The sequence below is a fragment of the Amycolatopsis sp. genome (assembly GCF_036008905.1).
Classification (GTDB): domain Bacteria; phylum Actinomycetota; class Actinomycetes; order Mycobacteriales; family Pseudonocardiaceae; genus Amycolatopsis.
In genome coordinates this window covers 134,808-151,473 of the sequence record NZ_DASYMU010000255.1, presented here as the reverse complement: position 1 = coordinate 151,473, position 16,666 = coordinate 134,808, and the positions used below count along the sequence as shown (strand labels likewise).

14 protein-coding genes are annotated in these 16,666 nt (G+C 67.6%); 3 read left to right on the top strand and 11 right to left on the bottom strand.

Going from position 1 to position 16,666, the window contains the following annotated elements; all coding sequences use genetic code 11:
• Window positions 1-50: 50 nt before the first annotated feature.
• Both VGP60_RS40990 and VGP60_RS40985 read left to right on the top strand, forming a co-directional pair.
• Window positions 51-980, top strand: coding sequence for a ParA family protein (locus tag VGP60_RS40990; RefSeq protein WP_414640481.1), 930 nt, complete (start codon window positions 51-53; stop codon window positions 978-980).
• Window positions 977-1,999, top strand: a complete 1,023-nt coding sequence (locus VGP60_RS40985; RefSeq protein ID WP_327553627.1) for a ParB/RepB/Spo0J family partition protein — start codon at window positions 977-979, stop codon at window positions 1,997-1,999. Before VGP60_RS40990 ends, VGP60_RS40985 begins: the two co-directional genes overlap by 4 nt.
• An 88-nt stretch (window positions 2,000-2,087) precedes the next feature.
• Here VGP60_RS40985 and VGP60_RS40980 read toward each other — a convergent pair whose 3' ends face one another.
• Both VGP60_RS40980 and VGP60_RS40975 read right to left on the bottom strand, forming a co-directional pair.
• The gene (locus VGP60_RS40980; RefSeq protein WP_327553626.1) at window positions 2,088-3,038 is read right to left on the bottom strand and encodes a D-alanine--D-alanine ligase; all 951 of its coding nucleotides are present in this window, start codon (window positions 3,036-3,038) and stop codon (window positions 2,088-2,090) included.
• A gap of 61 nt (window positions 3,039-3,099) precedes the next feature.
• Window positions 3,100-4,419 carry a PLP-dependent aminotransferase family protein gene (locus tag VGP60_RS40975; RefSeq protein ID WP_327553625.1) on the bottom strand — a complete coding sequence of 440 codons (1,320 nt, stop codon included), beginning with the start codon at window positions 4,417-4,419 and terminating at the stop codon, window positions 3,100-3,102.
• 222 nt (window positions 4,420-4,641) lie between these two features.
• Between VGP60_RS40975 and VGP60_RS40970 the strand changes: the two genes are divergently transcribed.
• Complete coding sequence (locus VGP60_RS40970) at window positions 4,642-5,283, top strand: GNAT family N-acetyltransferase (protein ID WP_327553624.1); 642 nt, start codon at window positions 4,642-4,644, stop codon at window positions 5,281-5,283.
• 274 nt (window positions 5,284-5,557) lie between these two features.
• Here VGP60_RS40970 and VGP60_RS40965 read toward each other — a convergent pair whose 3' ends face one another.
• The 9 genes from VGP60_RS40965 to VGP60_RS40925 all read right to left on the bottom strand — a co-directional run bounded on the left by VGP60_RS40965 (window position 5,558) and on the right by VGP60_RS40925 (window position 16,642).
• Window positions 5,558-6,706, bottom strand: a complete 1,149-nt coding sequence (locus VGP60_RS40965) for an N-acetylmuramoyl-L-alanine amidase (RefSeq protein WP_327553623.1) — start codon at window positions 6,704-6,706, stop codon at window positions 5,558-5,560.
• A gap of 284 nt (window positions 6,707-6,990) precedes the next feature.
• Window positions 6,991-7,314: a thioredoxin gene (trxA, locus tag VGP60_RS40960; RefSeq protein WP_327553622.1), complete on the bottom strand. Its 324-nt coding sequence runs from the start codon at window positions 7,312-7,314 to the stop codon at window positions 6,991-6,993.
• 53 nt (window positions 7,315-7,367) lie between these two features.
• Window positions 7,368-8,369: a thioredoxin-disulfide reductase gene (trxB, locus tag VGP60_RS40955; RefSeq protein ID WP_327553621.1), complete on the bottom strand. Its 1,002-nt coding sequence runs from the start codon at window positions 8,367-8,369 to the stop codon at window positions 7,368-7,370.
• Window positions 8,370-8,529: 160 nt separating this feature from the next.
• Window positions 8,530-9,312 carry a hypothetical protein gene (locus VGP60_RS40950; RefSeq protein WP_327553620.1) on the bottom strand — a complete coding sequence of 261 codons (783 nt, stop codon included), beginning with the start codon at window positions 9,310-9,312 and terminating at the stop codon, window positions 8,530-8,532.
• On the bottom strand, window positions 9,309-9,914 hold the full coding sequence (gene sigM, locus VGP60_RS40945; RefSeq protein WP_327553619.1) for an RNA polymerase sigma factor SigM: 606 nt from the start codon (window positions 9,912-9,914) through the stop codon (window positions 9,309-9,311). Before sigM ends, VGP60_RS40950 begins: the two co-directional genes overlap by 4 nt.
• 31 nt (window positions 9,915-9,945) lie before the next feature.
• Window positions 9,946-11,550, bottom strand: coding sequence for a protein kinase family protein (locus VGP60_RS40940; protein ID WP_327553618.1), 1,605 nt, complete (start codon window positions 11,548-11,550; stop codon window positions 9,946-9,948).
• A 77-nt stretch (window positions 11,551-11,627) separates the two neighbouring features.
• The gene (murJ, locus tag VGP60_RS40935) at window positions 11,628-13,436 is read right to left on the bottom strand and encodes a murein biosynthesis integral membrane protein MurJ (protein WP_327553651.1); all 1,809 of its coding nucleotides are present in this window, start codon (window positions 13,434-13,436) and stop codon (window positions 11,628-11,630) included.
• 486 nt (window positions 13,437-13,922) lie between these two features.
• A complete protein-coding gene (locus tag VGP60_RS40930) occupies window positions 13,923-16,115 on the bottom strand; it encodes a DUF6049 family protein (protein ID WP_327553617.1) in 2,193 nt (730 codons plus the stop codon).
• Window positions 16,112-16,642 carry an NUDIX hydrolase gene (locus VGP60_RS40925; protein ID WP_327553616.1) on the bottom strand — a complete coding sequence of 177 codons (531 nt, stop codon included), beginning with the start codon at window positions 16,640-16,642 and terminating at the stop codon, window positions 16,112-16,114. The genes VGP60_RS40930 and VGP60_RS40925 overlap by 4 nt, the downstream gene beginning before the upstream one ends.
• Window positions 16,643-16,666 lie beyond the last annotated feature (24 nt).

The following is a 16,666-nucleotide window of genomic DNA, read 5'->3' as shown; positions in this document are numbered from 1 at the left end:
GCGGTCCCGAACGCCAATGAGCCGTCTATATAGAGGAGGTGTCTCGACCGGTGAATCTGCCGTCACAAGACTCCGCGAGCACCGGCCACGAGTTGGGCTGGACGCCGATCGGCGAAGAAGCGATGCGAGCCGCTCGCATCCTGCACCCGAAGGCGAACACACTCCCCCGCCCAGATCACCGCCGCGTGCTGACCGTCGCGAACCAGAAGGGCGGCGTGGGTAAGACCACGAGCACCGTCAACCTGGCTGCCGCGCTCGCCGTCCACGGACTGAAGACGCTCGTGATCGACCTCGACCCTCAGGGCAACGCGAGTACCGCGCTGAACATCGAGCACCGATCCGGCACCCCGTCCATCTACGAAGTGCTGATCGGTGAGGTGTCTCTGGCCGAGGCGTCCGCGATCAGCGAGCAGTCCCCCAACCTCTTCTGCGTGCCGGCGACGATCGACCTCGCCGGTGCCGAGATCGAGCTCGTCTCGATGGCCGCCCGGGAGCACCGCCTCAAGGAGGCGCTCTCCAAGGAGGTCCTCGACGAGATCGGCGTCGACTACGTCTTCATCGACTGCCCGCCTTCGCTCGGCCTCTTGACGGTCAACGCGATGGTCGCCGCGCAGGAAGTGCTGATCCCGATCCAGTGCGAGTACTACGCCCTTGAGGGGCTCGGCCAACTGCTCAGCAACATCGAGCTCGTCCAGGCGCACCTGAACCGTGAACTCGTGGTCTCCACGATCCTGCTCACCATGTACGACGGCCGCACGAAGCTGGCGGACCAGGTGACACAGGAGGTGCGAAACCACTTCGGCGACACCGTCCTCAACACGGTCATTCCGCGGAGCGTGAAGGTCTCTGAGGCCCCCGGATACGGCCAGACGGTCCTCGCGTACGACCCTGGATCTCGGGGCGCCATGAGCTATATGGACGCCGCTCGCGAGGTAGCCGAGCGCGGCACAACAAACGGATCGAAGGGCGGAAAATTATGACGGAACGCAGGGGCGGCCTCGGCCGGGGTTTGGCGGCATTGATTCCGACCGGCCCCCCACCGGGTTCCAGTCCGTCTCCTGCTCCTCATGACCGCTCGAACAACGCGGACGGGCGAGCCGATTCGGCTCCCCGTGACGGCGATCGGATGACGGCCGGGGTCAACGGATCGGCCGCTTCGAGCAGTGGCGAGGTGGCGGGCGCCGTCTATCGCGAGGTGCCGGTCACCTCGATCAAGCCGAACCCGAAGCAGCCGCGGCAGGTGTTCGACGAGGAGGCACTCGCCGAACTCGAGCACTCGATCCGCGAGTTCGGGCTCATGCAGCCGATCGTCGTCCGTGAGTTGCCGGGCGGTGAGTACGAGCTCGTCATGGGTGAACGGCGGCTCCGCGCGTCACAGCAGGCCGAGCTGGAAGTCATTCCGGCGATCGTCCGGCAGACCGCCGACGAGGCGATGCTGCGCGACGCGTTGCTCGAAAACATCCACCGAGTTCAGCTCAACCCGCTCGAAGAGGCCGCGGCTTATCAGCAACTGCTGGACGAATTCGCGGTCACGCACGAGGAGCTCGCGAGCCGTATCGGCCGCAGCCGGCCGGCGATCACCAACACGATCCGCTTGCTGAAGCTCCCCCTCGCGGTGCAGCGAAGGGTCGCGGCCGGGGTGCTTTCGGCCGGGCACGCGCGGGCGTTGCTGTCTTTGGAGGACGCGGGAAGCCAGGAAGAGCTGGCGGCGCGGATCGTCGCGGAGGGCATGTCCGTCCGCGCCACCGAAGAAGCCGTGATGTTGAACAAGAACGAGAAGCCGGCCAAGGCGAAGCCCGCACCGCGCAAGCCGATCCAGGCGCCGGGGTTGCAGGACCTCGCGGATCGGCTCTCGGATCGCTTCGACACTCGCGTCAAAGTGGACTTGGGACGTCGCAAAGGCCGGATCGTCCTCGAATTCGGCTCCGTTGACGATCTTGAACGCATCGTTCAAATCATCGACGGAAATAAGACAAAAGAGACATCTGAAACCGACTAGGGATTACACCGGGGTGTTTCGTCACGGTGATGATTGCTCAGAGCACTGATTTCCACTACGGGGAGTAGTGGAAAACCGGTCGCGAAAATCAGCTACGACGCTCGACCGCGCGCGACACGAGCTCGCCGAAAACCGAGCCGAGGGAAGAACCGGACGCTTCGACGGCCATCGGCACCGTCGAGGTTTCGGTCAGCCCCGGCGAGAGGTTGACTTCGAGGAACTGGACCGTCCCGTCTTCACACACGATGGCGTCGGTCCGGGAGATGTCGCGCAGTCCGAGCAAGCGGTGCGCCGCGACGGCCAGTTCGCCGACTGCCTTCGCGGATTCATCCGAAAGACGGGCGGGCGCGAAGAAGTCCGTCAGCCCGGCGGTATAGCGAGCGGTGTAGTCGTAGACCCCGTTCTCCGGCACGATCTCGACGGCAGGCAGGGCGACGGGACCGGCGTCGGTTTCGATAACCGTCACGGCCACCTCGACGCCTTCGACGAGACGCTCGGCGAGCACGGTGTCCCCGTAGGCGAAGCAGCCGACCATCGCGGCCGGCAGTTCCGACGCCTCACGGACGACCTGCGTGCCGAGCGCGGAGCCACCCTGGTCGGGCTTGAGGATCAGCGGCAGGCCCAGGCGCTCGACGATGGCGTCCAGCACGTCCTGCGCCCCCAGTTCCCGGAATGTGCTGTGCGGCAACACGACCCACGCGGGCGTGGCATAGCCGGACTTCTCCAGCAATGCCTTGGCTGTCGGCTTGTCCCACGCGCGGCGGCAGCCCTGCGAGCTCGTGCCGACATACGGGACTTCGAGCATCTCCAGGACCGTCTGCACAGACCCGTTCTCGCCCTCGCCGCCGTGCAGCGCGACGATGACCGCGTCCGGGCGATGCTTGCGCAGCCGCTCGATCAGCCCGGCGTCGGTGTCCCACTCTTCGACGGTCAGCCCCTGGCCGCGCAGGGCGACCGAAAGCCGCCGGCCGGAACGCAGGGAAACGTCGCGCTCGTGGGAAAGTCCGCCGGCAAGCACGGCAACGGTGCGTTCAGCCACTGAGGGCTCCTTCGTCAAATGTCTATTGTGGACGGACGAGCGCTGTCGTATGTCAACGCGCTCACGCCGTGTCCGGGGAAGGCGACTCCGGCCCGGAGATCGCGCGCGACTTCACGTTACCGAAGGTACGCACCAGGTCCATTTCGGACTCGAGCACCGCGGCGAGCCGCCGGACACCCTCGCGGATCCGCTCCGGCGTCGGGTAGCAGTAGGACAGCCGCAGCTGGCGGCTGCCGAATCCGTCGGCATAGAAACCGGTTCCGGACGCGTACGCCACCCGTGCGGTCACCGCGCGCGGCAACATCGCTTTGGTGTCAACACCTTCCGGCACGGTCAGCCAGACGTAGAAGCCGCCGTCCGGGTGCGTCCAGGTGCAGCCCGCGGGCATGTGCTGGACGAGCGCCGACAGGATGGCGTCACGCCGCTCGCGGTAGTTCTCCTGGAACGTCTTGATCTGGCCCTGCCAGTCGTGCGTGGAAAGGTAGCGGGAGACGATCATCTGGTTGAGCGTCGGCGGGCACAGCGTCGCCGACTCGGCCGCCAGGACGAGCTTCTCGCGGACCGCGTGCGGCGCGAGCACCCAGCCGACCCGCAGGCCGGAGGCGAACGTCTTCGAGAACGAGCCGAGGTACACGACGTTGTCCGGGTCCATCGACCGCAGCGCCGGGTACGTCTGGCCGTCGAAGCCGAGTAACCCGTATGGGTTGTCTTCGACGACGAGCACGTTGTACTGGCGGCAGATCTCGAGGATCTCCGCGCGCCGCTCGACGGCCATCGTCACGCCGGCGGGATTGTGGAAGTTCGGGATCGTGTAGAGGAACTTGACGCGCTGCCCGTGCTTCTTGGCCTGCGCGAGCGCCTCACGCAGCGCCTCGGGCACCAGGCCGTCGTTGTCCATCGTCACGTGGATCACGTTGGCCTGGTACGCGGTGAACGAGCCGAGCGCGCCGACGTACGAAGGGCCCTCGGCGATGACGACGTCGCCCGGGTCGCAGAACAGCCGGGTGACCATGTCGAGGCCCATCTGCGAGCCGACCGTCACCACGATGTCGTCCGGGTGGGCCGAGATGCCCTCCAGCGCCATGATCTCGCAGATCTGCTCCCGCAGCACCGGAATCCCGTGCGCGGAGCCGTACTGCAGCGCGACCAGCCCGTCCTCGGCGATGATCTCCGCGACATGGGTCGACAGCGTCGCCAGCGGCAGCGCGGCCAGGTTCGGCATCCCCCCGGCGAGCGATACGACCTCGGGCCGGCTCGCCACGGCGAACAAGGCCCGGATCTCCGACGCCGTCATCCCGGCGGTGCGCGCGGCGTACCTGTCGAGGTGGGGGTCGAGGTTGTGGTGGCCGGCTTGCGGCTTGGCGGGGTGGTTCTCGGTCATCGGACACTCCACCAGGATGAGAGGGCATCCCTGGTTCACTCGGTACTGTTTCGGCTCAGCTGCTACCTGTGGGTAGACCCACCCGAGTGTAACCACCCCACCCTGTGGGGTTCCCGACCTTTCGGTGCTCATCACATCGGCCTATCCTCGGACGAGTCTTCGAGGTGCGCGTCGACGCGCCGTAGCAAGGGTTTGCCGGTCAGCTGTGTGCGGGGAGGTCGCGTGTCGCGACGCGTTGTGGGCGTCACGCTGGACAATCTGGAGCAGTTGCCCAAGCGCTGCCGCCGGTGCGTCTACTGGGAGGTGGCGCCCCATCTGAGGGCGCAGGCCGAGGAGTACGGCGCCACCGAGGTCGAGAAGGAAGCCTGGGTTTCGAGCGTGCTGCTCGAATGGGGCTCCTGTGGTCGCATCGTCTACAGCGACACCCTGCCCGTCGGATTCGTCTTCTACGCTCCGCCGAACGCCGTGCCGAGGGGCCAGGCTTTCCCGACGTCCCCGCCGGGCACGGACGCCGTCCTGCTAACCGCGTTCCAGGTCCTGCCGGAGTTCCGCGGTGGTGGGCTGGGCCGGATGCTGGTCCAGGCCGTGGCCAAGGACCTGACGCGACGCGGGGTGAAGGCGATCGAGGCCTTCGGCGACGCGAAGCCGGACGAGGATTCACTCGAGGAGCACAGCTGTGTCCTCCCGGCGGAGTTCCTGCAGTCCGTCGGCTTCAAGACGGTCAGCCCGCATCCGAAGTGGCCGAGGCTCCGATTGGAGCTGCGATCCGGGATTTCGTGGAAGGAAGACGTCGAGGCCGCGTTGGAGCGCCTCCTCGGGCAGGTTTCCATCACCACGGCCGAGCCGAGTCTGAACCGCGCTTGAATCGCGCTTGAAAACGGACGAAAGGGGCCTTCCCGGCTTGCGTGCCGGTCAGCTGTCCACAGTGGCTACCAGAGTGGGCTCTACCACATCTAGTACCCCCGTGCCGATCTCATCCCCAGGTTGTGTATGGCTGTGGACGAAAGGGCGAGTTATCCACAGATTGCTGATGAGGGCGTCACGAAGCCTGTGGATGGATAGACTGGATCCGGGGCCGCCCCCCTTGGGAGGGCGGGGGGCTGTCCGGAGTGGAGTGAAGCGGATTAGCGGGGTTCAGTTACTCCGCTTTGGCCAGTTCGTAGGCCAGGACGTCGGCGAAAGTGAAGGTGCCGGTGGGCTGGTCACCTTCGCCGAGCAGGTACAGGCGCTTGACGGCGATCAGGATTCCTTCGGCGACGAGATCGCGGAAGGCCGGATCGGAAAGCCGGCGCTGGTCGCCGGGGTTGGTCAGGTAGCCGACCTCCACCCGTACCGCCGGGCAGCGGGTCCGGGTGAAGATGTCCCACGTCTTGGGGTGGGTGCGGCAGTCGAGCAAGCCGGTGCGCGCGGCGACCTCACGCTGGATGAAGCCCGCGAGCAGCTCACCGATGGTCGACGTCGTGCCCGTGCCGGTGCCGAAGTGGAAGCTGGCGACACCCTGCGCGTCCGGTGACGAGTTCTGGTCGCTGTGCAGCGACAGGAAGAGGTCGGCGCCGGCATCGTTGGCGAACTTCGCCCGCTCGACCTCGCTGGGGCTCTGGTTTGGCCCGCGGGAGATCAATGCCTCCATGCCGGTGGCCTTCATCCGGCCTTCGAGCCGCCGGGCCAGGTCCCAGGCGATATCCGCCTCACGCAGGCCACCGGCGACGACACCGAGGTCGGCGCCACCGTGGCCGGGGTCGATCACGATGCGCTTGCCACGGAGCCTCGGGCCGGCCTTGCGGACCTGCTCCTGCTCGCGCAGGAACACGGGGCTGCCGCCACGGGCCCGCGGCGAGGAAAGCCGGTGCAGCTCACGGATCGTCTCGGCGCCACAGATGCCGTCGACGACGAGACCCATGTCGCGCTGGAAGTTGCGCAGGCCGAGCTCGGTCTGCTGGCCGAACATGCCGTCCGGCCGTCCGGCGTTGTACCCGAGCTCGGTGAGCCGCTCCTGCAACGTTAGGACGTCATCACCGTGCAACGGCGAAGACATCAGGTGGGCGAGCGGGCGGCTTCCCAGGTGGAAGCTCGCGCCACGCAGTGCCCGGTAGGTCACCGCCCCCACCATGCCGTCGGTGATCAGCCCACGGCGTTGCTGGAAGGCACGAACGGCCTGCTCCACAGCGACATCGAAGGTTCCGAAGCCATCGGCTCCGGTCACCGGGGGAAGCAAGTCCAATGCCGCCAGCACGGACCTGATCTCGGCGACGTCCGGTCCGGCGTCACCGCGGCGGAGTACCCGCATGCACTCCTCGCTCTTTCCTTGGGCACCGGAGACGTTCCCGGTGCGGTACAAAAAATCATGGCTGGGCCTACCCAGGCTCTCTATTGTGCCTTGCGAACTCAGGGTGAGCGCGCAGGCCCGGTCGGTGAGTCAACACGTCGAACGTGGTGAATTTCCGACACTCGAAGTAACGGCCGGGCCGTCCGGAGCTGAGAATAATCCTCCGAACGAGCAAAACCCGGGTGGCCCGTGTCTTCGAACACGTAACACCCGGGTTTCGGCTGGTTAAGCGGTGGAGATCAGCTTCAGAGAACGTCTGAGAGGTCGGACAGCAGTGCGGCCTTCGGCTTGGCGCCGACGATCGTCTTGATCGGCTTGCCGCCCTGGAACAGGATCAGTGTCGGAATCGACATCACCTGGTAGTCACGCGCAGTGTTCGGGTTCTCGTCGATGTCGAGCTTCGCGACGGTCAGCTTCTCACCGTTTTCCCCCGCGATCTCTTCGAGCACCGGCGCGACCATCTTGCACGGGCCGCACCAGGTCGCCCAGAAGTCGACGAGGACCGGCTTTTCGCTGGTCAGTACGTCGTCGACGAAGCTCGAATCGGTCACCTTGACGGTGTTGGTCATCTTGTCTCCTTCAGTGGTTAAAGCTCAGTTCGCCGATTGCTCGAAGTTGAAGATCAGTTTCCCGAGATCGCAGTGGCGTAACCGCCGCCGACCAGCTCGGATGCCTCGTGGGCGGACTCGACGCCCGCGTTCTCCGCCAGCCAGCGTTCCGCGTCGATCGCCGCCGTGCAGCCGGAGCCGGCCGCGGTGATCGCCTGGCGGTATGTGTGGTCCACCAGGTCGCCTGCCGCGAACACACCGGGCAGGTTCGTGTACGAGCTCCGGCCCTTGGTGACCACGTAGCCCGCGTCGTCGACGTCGACCTGGCCACGCACGAGCTGGCTGCGGGGGTCGTGCCCGATCGCCACGAAGAACCCGGTGACGTCGAGGGTCTTCTCCTCGCCGGTGATCGTGTCCTTCAGCTTCAAACCGTCGACCTTGCCGTCGCCGGTGACCTCGGTGATCTCCGAGTTCAGCTGCCACTTGATCTTCTCGTTCGCCTTGGCGCGCTCGAGCATGATCTTGGAGGCGCGGAACTCCTCGCGGCGGTGCACCACGGTGACGGACTTGGCGAACTTCGTCAGGAAGGTCGCCTCCTCCATCGCGGAGTCGCCACCACCGGCGACCACGATGTCGTGGTCGCGGAAGAAGAACCCGTCACAGGTGGCACAGGACGACACACCGCGGCCGAGCAGTTCCTGCTCGCCGGGCACGTTGAGGTACCTGGCCGCCGCACCCATGGAGAGAATGACCGCGCGGGCCGCGTAGCGCGTTCCGTTCGCGGTGACGTACTTGACGTCGCCGGTCAGGTCCAGCTGCTCGACGTCCTCGGAGCGCAGTTCGGCTCCGAAACGTTCGGCCTGCTTGCGCATCTCTTCCATCAGATCGGGACCCTGGATGCCGTCGCGGAAGCCGGGGAAGTTCTCGACCTCCGTGGTCGTCATCAACGCGCCACCGAACTGGGTGCCCTCGAATACCAGCGGTTCGAGCTGTGCCCGTGCCGCGTAAACGGCAGCTGTGTATCCGGCAGGTCCTGATCCGACAATGATCAGGTTCCTGATGTTCTCGGCAGTCACCCGTGACCTCCGCTCGTAGTGACCCTGTATCAGGCCTAACACGATCGTAGGTGCCGGTGTTCCCGGGCGTGACTGGCGCCGCACCTAGGCCACCCGGATGCACAGAACGGACCTTTCCGGCCGCGAAAAGCGCCGGAAAAGTCCGTTCGGGGTGCTGGGGCTACTTCTGGCCGATCACCTTGTCGAAGAGGACGGACGGATTGCCGGGGCCACAGTCCGGTCCGAAGGCGACGATGCGGTACTGGGCGAGCTTCCCGGTGGTGAGGATGACCAGCACGTCGGTCTTCCCGTCGACCGCGACCGGCCGGACGCCGGCCGGACGGATCTGCGGATCCAGCCCGGCGGCGCTCAGACAGGCGTCGAGCCGGGCTTCGGTGCCGAGCGGGCCGAAATCGCGCACGCCCATCGACTTGCCGATGAGTGCTTCCGCTCCGCTGCCGTCACTGCCGACCGGATCACCCAAACCGGCCTGGCCGGACGACGCCGACGGTGCGGGTGGCGCGGCCACCGAGCTCTCGCCACCCTGCTGACTGGCCGGCAACGCGATCGCGACGGCCGCGACGGCCGCCGCGGCCACGGCCAGGACACCCGTGCCCCAGCCGAGGCGCTTGTTCCGGCGCTTGCGAGCCGCGTCGAGGCTGACGACCGGGGCGACGGCGGGCTCTCCCCGCTGTAGCCCGGCTTCGTTGGCGAGTGCCGCGTCCAGCCTGGCCGCGAAATGCGCCGGCATCGGCTCGACGGGCCCCGCTGTCAGCAGGGCCAGATCTGCGGTGGTCGATTCCAGCGCTTCGATGATCGCCAGCGCTTGCGGATCGGCGTTGACGCGCGGCCACAACTCGGCTGCCTCGTGGTCCTCCAGCACACCCGCGTGGAGGTCGGCGAGCACATCGACAGACCACGGCGGACCCACGGTCCCGCCAATCCCCCGACTTTCGTCCGTCATCGTCCCTCCCCGACTCGTTTGCTTTCGGAAGTTGGGACGTTCGCAATCGCATCGGGGTTCCGCAGATGACCGAGAACCTTGGCCAGCTTCGCGCGACCTCGGGCACACCGGCTTTTGACCGTTCCTTCGGCGATGCCCAGCATTTTCGCCGTCTCAGCCACCGAATAGCCCTCGACGTCGACAAGCACGATCGGGGCGCGTTGATCTTCGGGGAGTTGCTCGAGCGCCGCGGTGATGACCAGCTTGGTCTCGCGGTCCGACATCGAGTCGCGCGGCGACGCGGGTTCGTTGAACCCGGTTTCCGGCAACGGGACCGTCGGCCGCGCCTGACGGCGGCGGATCCGGTCGAGGCAGGCGTTCACCACGATCCGGTGCAGCCAGGTGGTCACCTGGGATTCGGCGCGGAAGTTGCCGGCCGCTCTGAACGCCGAGATGAACGCGTCCTGGAGAGCGTCTGCGGCTTCTTCGGGGTCTCTGACCGTCCGGAGCGCGACCGCCCACATTCGATCGCGATGTCGACGGACCAGTTCACTGAAGGCGTGCGGGTCCCCAGCGGCGTGCGCCGCTATGAGATCCGCGTCCGTGGGTGCGGCTGCGGTCACCCGCCAGAGCTTACTGACCCCGTGGTGCAGCTCACCCGGCAGCTGTGAAGCTCATGTCGTTGATCTGGGTGATGAATTTGCCACCGTTGCCGTTGCCCAACTGGGTGATCCAGACGATGACGTACTTCGTCTGCTGCGGCTGCTGCAAGTTGATGGTCGTTTCGGGGCCGTTCAGGTCGCCCGCGCCGACGACCTTGGTGTCTCCCAGGTTGGGCTTGTTGCTGTCCGCGGTCCTGATCTCGACCTTGGTGCCCGCGGTGGCGCCGTCGATCTTGACCGACGAGAGGTTCACCGCGTCCTTGAAGGTGACGACCAGGCCGACACCCTCCTTGAGCCCGGGGAACTGCTGCCTGTACTCGTCGGTGCGCCAGAACGTTTCGGGTTTGGCGTCGGTGGCGAACTTCGCGCGTGCCGGGCTGTCGCCGTTGCCGTCCGGGTTGTAGACGCCGACGGCCGAGGGGGTCACCGGCTGGCCGGTCGCGGCGGGAGGGGCGGCAGGCGGTGCCGCCGGGGACGCTTCCCCGGTGGGCGCGCCTGCCGGCGCCGTCGCGGCGGGCGGGGCGGCGACGTTGACCTTCGGACCGGTGGACGCCGGGTCGTTCTGGAAGAAGCTGATCAGCATCAGGCCGATCCAAGCCAGGATGCAGACCACGGCGACCACGAGCACGGTCACACCGAGCGCGAGCTTGCGCCGGCGCGAGGCGTCCTTGACCGGCTTCTTCGTGGTCCAGACGGTGCCGTCTTCCTTGACCGGCTCACCGCCGACGGCCTTGATCAGCTGGGTGCGTTCTTCGGCCTCGGCGACCTGGCCGAGCACGCGAAGGATCGCGGAGCTGGTGCGGATGCCACCGTGCCCGCCGTCCTCGACCGTGCGGACGGCCAGCGACGAAAGCTCGGGCGGAACCGAGGGCACCAGGGTGCGCGGCGGAATCAGGCGACCGGCCGGGGAAAGCGGCGCCGCCGGGATCGCGGGCGGGCCGCCGGGCAGTGCCCAGCGCCCGGTCAGCAGGAGGTAGAGGACGGCGCCGAGTGCCTTGACGTCGTCGCGCAGCGTCGCGTCGGGCAGCGGGCCGGGAAAAGCGAGTTTCAGCGCGCCGTCGGGAGTGAGGCGCAGCCGTTGCGGGTGGTCGAGCCCGAGCACGAGACCGGACTGGTGGGCCTGCTCGACGGCCTCCGCGAGCGCCTGCACCATCCTGGCCGCGGCGGCGGGTGCCACCGGGCGCTCGGCGATGAGGTCGACGAGGTCGCTGCCCTTGGTCCATTCGGCGACGACGACCCCCAGCAGACCCTCGCTGGACGTCACCCCGCTGCCGAGACTGAGTACGTCGAGCACCCTGGCGACACCGCTGTGACCGAACTTCGACGCGTGCGTGGCGCGTTCGAGAGTGCGGCGTGCGAGCCGGGCGGATTCGGCGTCGGCCGGGTCTCCGGCCAGCAGCGTCAGCGCTACGTCGCGGCGGAGCTGCCCATCACGGGCGCGCCAGAAATGCGCCCCTGCGCGCTCGTCAATGCCGAACTGCGCGAGCAGGCGATAACGGCCATCGCCCACCACACGGCCGGGTGCCAACGAACCCCCACGGGCACGGTTGCCCGCCTGGTCGGCGCTCCCGGCTTGTTCGCTCCGTCTCGTATCCACGCACTCTCCCGGTTATCTCCCTGACTGAGGGTACGGGAACACGACCGGTGAACGCGCGTCCATCTGTGCGTCAATCGTTATCCCCGCTTGATCAACCGGGTGATTCTCGCCGTGGCCGGGGCCACTTCCTCCACCTTCAGTGCCATGAGCACGCCGAACGACACGGCGATGCCGACCACACCCTGCAAGATCAACTTGATCCAGGCCTGCAAGACCACGCCCAGCGAGGCCGGCACGAGGAAGCCGACGAGCACCGCCGCGCCGACGCCGAGCGCGCTGGCGACGACCGTGAAGAGGATCACCCCGAGGACCCGCTTGCTCCGGAGATTACCCAGCGTGACCCACAGCCAAACCTGGCCGAGCATGGCGCCTACGACGTAGGTCAGCCCGTTGACCATCATCACGCCGAGCACGATCTGGCCCGGGTCGAGCAGTGCCTGGCACAGATAGAGCATCGGGATCTTGACGATGGTCATCACGAGCATGATCAGCGTCGGGGTGCGGGCGTCCTTCATCGCGTAGAACACCCGCAGCTGGAGCATCACCAGCGCGTACGGGAGCAGTGCGAACGCCGAGATGGCCAGTGCGTCACCGAGTCGCGAAGCGTCTTCGACGGTGCCCTTGCCCAAACTGAACAGCGCCAGTCCGATGGACGAGCCGATGATGGTCATCACCGCGGAGATCGGCACGAGCATCACCGTCGAGATGCGCGACGCGTACGACAGGTCGCCGATCAGCTTCTTGTTGTCGCCGTCGGCGGCCGCGCGGCTCATCCGCGGCATGATCGCGGTCAGCAGCGAGACGCCGATGACGCCGTAGGGCAGCTGGAACAGCAGCCAAGCGTTCGCGTACGCCGTCACCCCGCCGGCGCTGCCGCTGGTGAGCACCCGGGTCGTGATGACGTAACCGACCTGGCTCACCGCGACGTAGCCGAGGATCCAGACGGCAAGGCCGCCGAACTCCTTCATCCGCTTGTCGATGCCCCAGCGCCACTTGAACCGGAAGCCGGAGCGCAGCAGCGGCGGCACCAGCAGCACCGCCTGCGTGATGATCCCGGCCGTGACGCCGATGCCGAGGATCAGGACCTTGGGGTCGGTGACGCTGACCGGGTCAAGCGAGATGTCACCCGGCACCACGATCAGCACGACGATCGTGAAGATGACGACGAGGTTGTTGACCACCGGCGCCCAGGCCGTGGGCCCGAAGATGCTCTTCGAGTTCAGGACGGCCGAGATCAGCGCGAACATGCCGTAGAAGAAGATCTGCGGGAGCAACAGGTACGCGAACGCCGTCGCCAGCGCCGGATTCGCGCCATTGGTCTTGTTGTCGATGTAGAGCGACGTGAAGACCGGCGCGGCGATCACGGCGACCACCGTGCCGATGACCAGCAATGTCAGCGCGACCGTCATGAGTCGCTGGGTGTACGCCTCGCCGCCGTCCTTGTCGTCCTGGGAACGCACCAGCAGCGGCACGACCACGCTGGAGAGCACGCCGCCCAGCAGCAGCTCGAAGATGATGTTCGGGAACGTGTTGGCGACGTTGAACGAGTCGTTGGCCACGCCGGCACTGATCGCCGCGACCAGCAGCACCTTCCACAGGAAGCCGGTGATCCGGCTGATCAGCGACGCGATCGCCATCCGGCCGCTCGACTTCGCCAGCGATGGCGCCTTCGCCGGGGTGACCGGCTGTTCGCCGGTATGTCCCGGCCGCTTGACCAGCGGGGTGTCGACCCGCGGCATGACCTGGGTCGCGAGCGCGTCGTATGGCCGCAGGAAGTCCGGGTCGGCGGTCGGCCAGCGGGTGCCGACCGGCGCGCCTTGGATACGCGGGATGAACTGGGTCGCGTCCGGTACCGACGGCTGCGGGCCGTCTTCCCACGGGCGCACCGGCGGCGGTGGACGTCGCGGCGGTTGCGGCGGGAGCGGCGGCGGCTTGCGAGGCGGCTCGTTCGGCGGACGCTGACGTCCGCGCGTAGGCGGCTGCTGCGCGGGAGGAGGCTGTTTCCCCCGGCCCGACGGCTGGGACAGCGGCCTGAACCGTCGGGTCTTCTCGGCGTCCGGCGAAGGCGCGCCGCGACGACGGCCGTCCGGCGGCGGCGGTTGCTGCTGCCGCCGGGACGGCTGCGGCAGCGGGGGCAGCGGCTGTGGCCTGGTGACGCGCGGCGGCGGTGGCGGGGGCTGCGCTCCGTCGGGACGAGGGGGGCGTCCGGCACGCTCGGGCGGTGAACCCGGGTCTCTGTCCAACGCGTGCCCAATCCTCAACGGTCTGTGTCTGCGCCCTCGGTGAGCGCGTTCGGTCGACCCAGGGTAATCGGCGGGGCCCGAAACTTCTCGAACCCAACCCGATTAAGCCAACCAGGTGACCTTGCGGCGTCAGGCGCCGCGCTGCGCTTTGCTCTCCTTGATCCGACGATAGATGCGCCGCGAGGACAGCAGGAGGAGAGCCCCACCTGCGCTCGCGGTGACGATGACGGTGATGATCCCGAAGTCGTTCGAGGTCAGTTCGAACCGCGCGGGCGCGCCGAGTTGGTTACCGGATGGCGTGGTCAACGCCACATCGACGCTGAACCGGCCCGCTCGCAGTGCCTCGATCGGGATGTACTGGGGCACCGAGCCGTTCGCCGGGATCAGCCTGTTCTGCGCCTGATCCTGCTCGCTCGGCCGCAGCGCGGCGTTGTTCAGCAACGTGACCCGCACGGTGATCGCCACGGGCAGCGAGTTCGACACGAGGACCGGCAGTGGTGAGGTGCCGGACGCCAGCGAAAGCGTTTGCGGTGGGGGCAGCACGGCTACCCGGTCGCTCAGCGAGGCCAGTTCGGCCCGCGCGTTGAACGTCGCGGCCGGGGCGCCACCCGCGTTGTCCTGCCACGCCACCGCGGCGGCCCGCACCAGACCGGTACGGACCGGGCTGACCAGGTCCGCCGGCTTGACCTGGGATGTCGAGTCCACGGTCATCGCGGAGGCGAGACCGGACGTACTCGTGTCGACCGCCGAAATCGACTCGCTGAGGTCGTCGGATCCGGTGGTGTCCTTGGCATCCGAAGTCATCGTCGCCTGTTTGTCGGCGGACGTCGTGAGCAACTGCTGAAGCGGCTTGGGCGCCACGAGACCCGCGGTCGTGTAGTCACCGACCGTCCGCAGGAGGTTCTGCAGCTCGGCGAGTGGCACGTTCCAGCGACGCGGGGGCGCGAGCAGCAACGGCCCCGGCGACGCCGCCTGCTGGCCCAGCCCGGCGCGGAAGGCTAGCGCGGCGAGCCCGTTCTGCGCGGCGACCGCGGGCTGGGTGCTCACGCCGGTGGTGACGGTGAGATTCCCGTTCCCGTTGGTCGACGGCTTGACGTCGGTCTTCCCGGCCAGCGCCGACGCGAGCAGGGAATCGATCGGCTGCGCGCGGAGCTCGGTCCCGCTCAGCGACACGCCGCTGGTGACCGGCCCGTCCGACTGCAGGTTCCTCGACTCCGAGAGCACGGTTTCGATCCCGGCCGCCGAGAGCATCGCGAGCGTTTTGGTGTCCATCGAACCTTCGGGCCAGAGCACGCCACGCTGGGGCTGGACGCCGAGAACCCGCTGGATGACCGCCGCGCCGGAGACCGCCGCGGTGACCAGGTCGGGATCCGGCTGATCGCCGTTGTGGACCTTCGAAAGCACCGTCAGGTCGGCGTCGGCGTACGGCATCGCGACCACGCAATGCCCGGCAGTCACCTGCTTGAGCAGGTCCAGCCAGTCCTTCGCCGCCTGGACCCCCTTGCCGTCGGTGGTGCCGGAGCCGGTCCGGAACTGGTAGCCGTGGGTCATCAGTTCGGCGGTGTCGACCAGATCGGGGTCGAGCGCGAAGCACATCGAGCCGAAGAGCGCTTCGTTGTCCTGCTGGAGTTTCGCGGCCATGACCAGCGAGTGCAGCCGCCCGCCGGGAGTGAGTTCGGTGGCAAGCTCGTCGTCGGTGAGCAGGAGCTGGCCGCGGAACGGCATGCTCGCGACCCTCGGCACGGTGTTCGCGATCGGCCACAGGATCGACAGCCCGGCCGCCTTCGCGGGATGCGGCGTTTCCTTGCCCGGCACGCCGACGACCGGCAGCAGCATGCTCAGCGCCGCGAGCCTGGCCGCACCACCGAATTCGGGGGTCCCGTTCACGTTGACGAGCAGCGGGTACACGCCCGCCTTGGTGATCTGCAGCGCGTTCGGCCCGCCGCCCAGCGGCACGGTGATGTTGAACGGCGCCGACTGGCCGGGCTCGAGCGTGTCGATGACGGGCTGGAACCGCGGCGGGTCGGACGTCGTCGGCACCCCGCCCGCGATCGTGTCCGTGAGCTGGCGTTCGGTCGTCAGGCGGTCAGCCAGTTCGGGCCGGACCCTAAGGTTGGTGATCTTGCGGTCGCCGATGTTGGTGATCTTGCCGGGAATGTTGAGCGTGGTGGAGGTGGAGGTCACGTACCTCGGGTTCAGCTGGCTCACTTCGAGCCGGAGCCGCGGTGGTTCCGGGGACTGCTGCGCCATCGCTGGCGCGCCGAGCAGTCCTTGACCCACAAGGAACAGACCGGCAAGGCCGATGGCGGCAAGCCGCTTCACTCAGTTACTCCCTCAGCTGCAGGCTCTTCTTCTTCGGCGGCGAAAAGGGCGCGTGCCTTGCGCACCAGCTTCCGCTCGTCGGCGTACGCGAGTTTGGCTTCGAGCTCGGCCACCGGGACCCACGCGACCTCGGTGACTTCGACGTCTTCGTCCGAGAGCTCGCCGCCCTCGGCTGTCAGGAGGAAATGATGCACGGTCTTGTGGACGCGTCGGCGTTCGGCGACGAACCAGTAGTCGATACTGCCGAGCGGACGCAACACGCGCGCCGAAATGCCCGTTTCTTCCTTTACTTCCCGTACCGCTGTCTGCTCTACTGTCTCGCCGTCTTCGATATGACCCTTCGGCAGGGACCAGAGCAGTCTGCCGTGGCGATCGAGCCGTCCGATCAGCACCGCGTGCAGCCTGCCGTCGTCCATGACCAGCCCGCCGGCGGAGGTCTCGTCGACGGTGGTCAGCCTCCTGCCGCGTTGGCGCCTGCGCCGGCGACCCGGCTTAGCGGCACCGGAGCGACCGGCCGATCCTGACATGCTGCGATGCTAGAGCAAACGGTT

Excerpts from the sequence above, each read along its gene's own strand:
- VGP60_RS40950 (WP_327553620.1), bottom strand. The coding sequence starts at position 9,312 with ATGACGGACGAAAGTCGGGGGATTGGCGGGACCGTGGGTCCGCCGTGG.
- VGP60_RS40965 (WP_327553623.1), bottom strand. The coding sequence starts at position 6,706 with ATGCGGGTACTCCGCCGCGGTGACGCCGGACCGGACGTCGCCGAGATC.
- VGP60_RS40925 (WP_327553616.1), bottom strand. The coding sequence starts at position 16,642 with ATGTCAGGATCGGCCGGTCGCTCCGGTGCCGCTAAGCCGGGTCGCCGG.
- trxA (WP_327553622.1), bottom strand. The coding sequence starts at position 7,314 with ATGACCAACACCGTCAAGGTGACCGATTCGAGCTTCGTCGACGACGTA.
- VGP60_RS40985 (WP_327553627.1), top strand. The coding sequence starts at position 977 with ATGACGGAACGCAGGGGCGGCCTCGGCCGGGGTTTGGCGGCATTGATT.
- VGP60_RS40975 (WP_327553625.1), bottom strand. The coding sequence starts at position 4,419 with ATGACCGAGAACCACCCCGCCAAGCCGCAAGCCGGCCACCACAACCTC.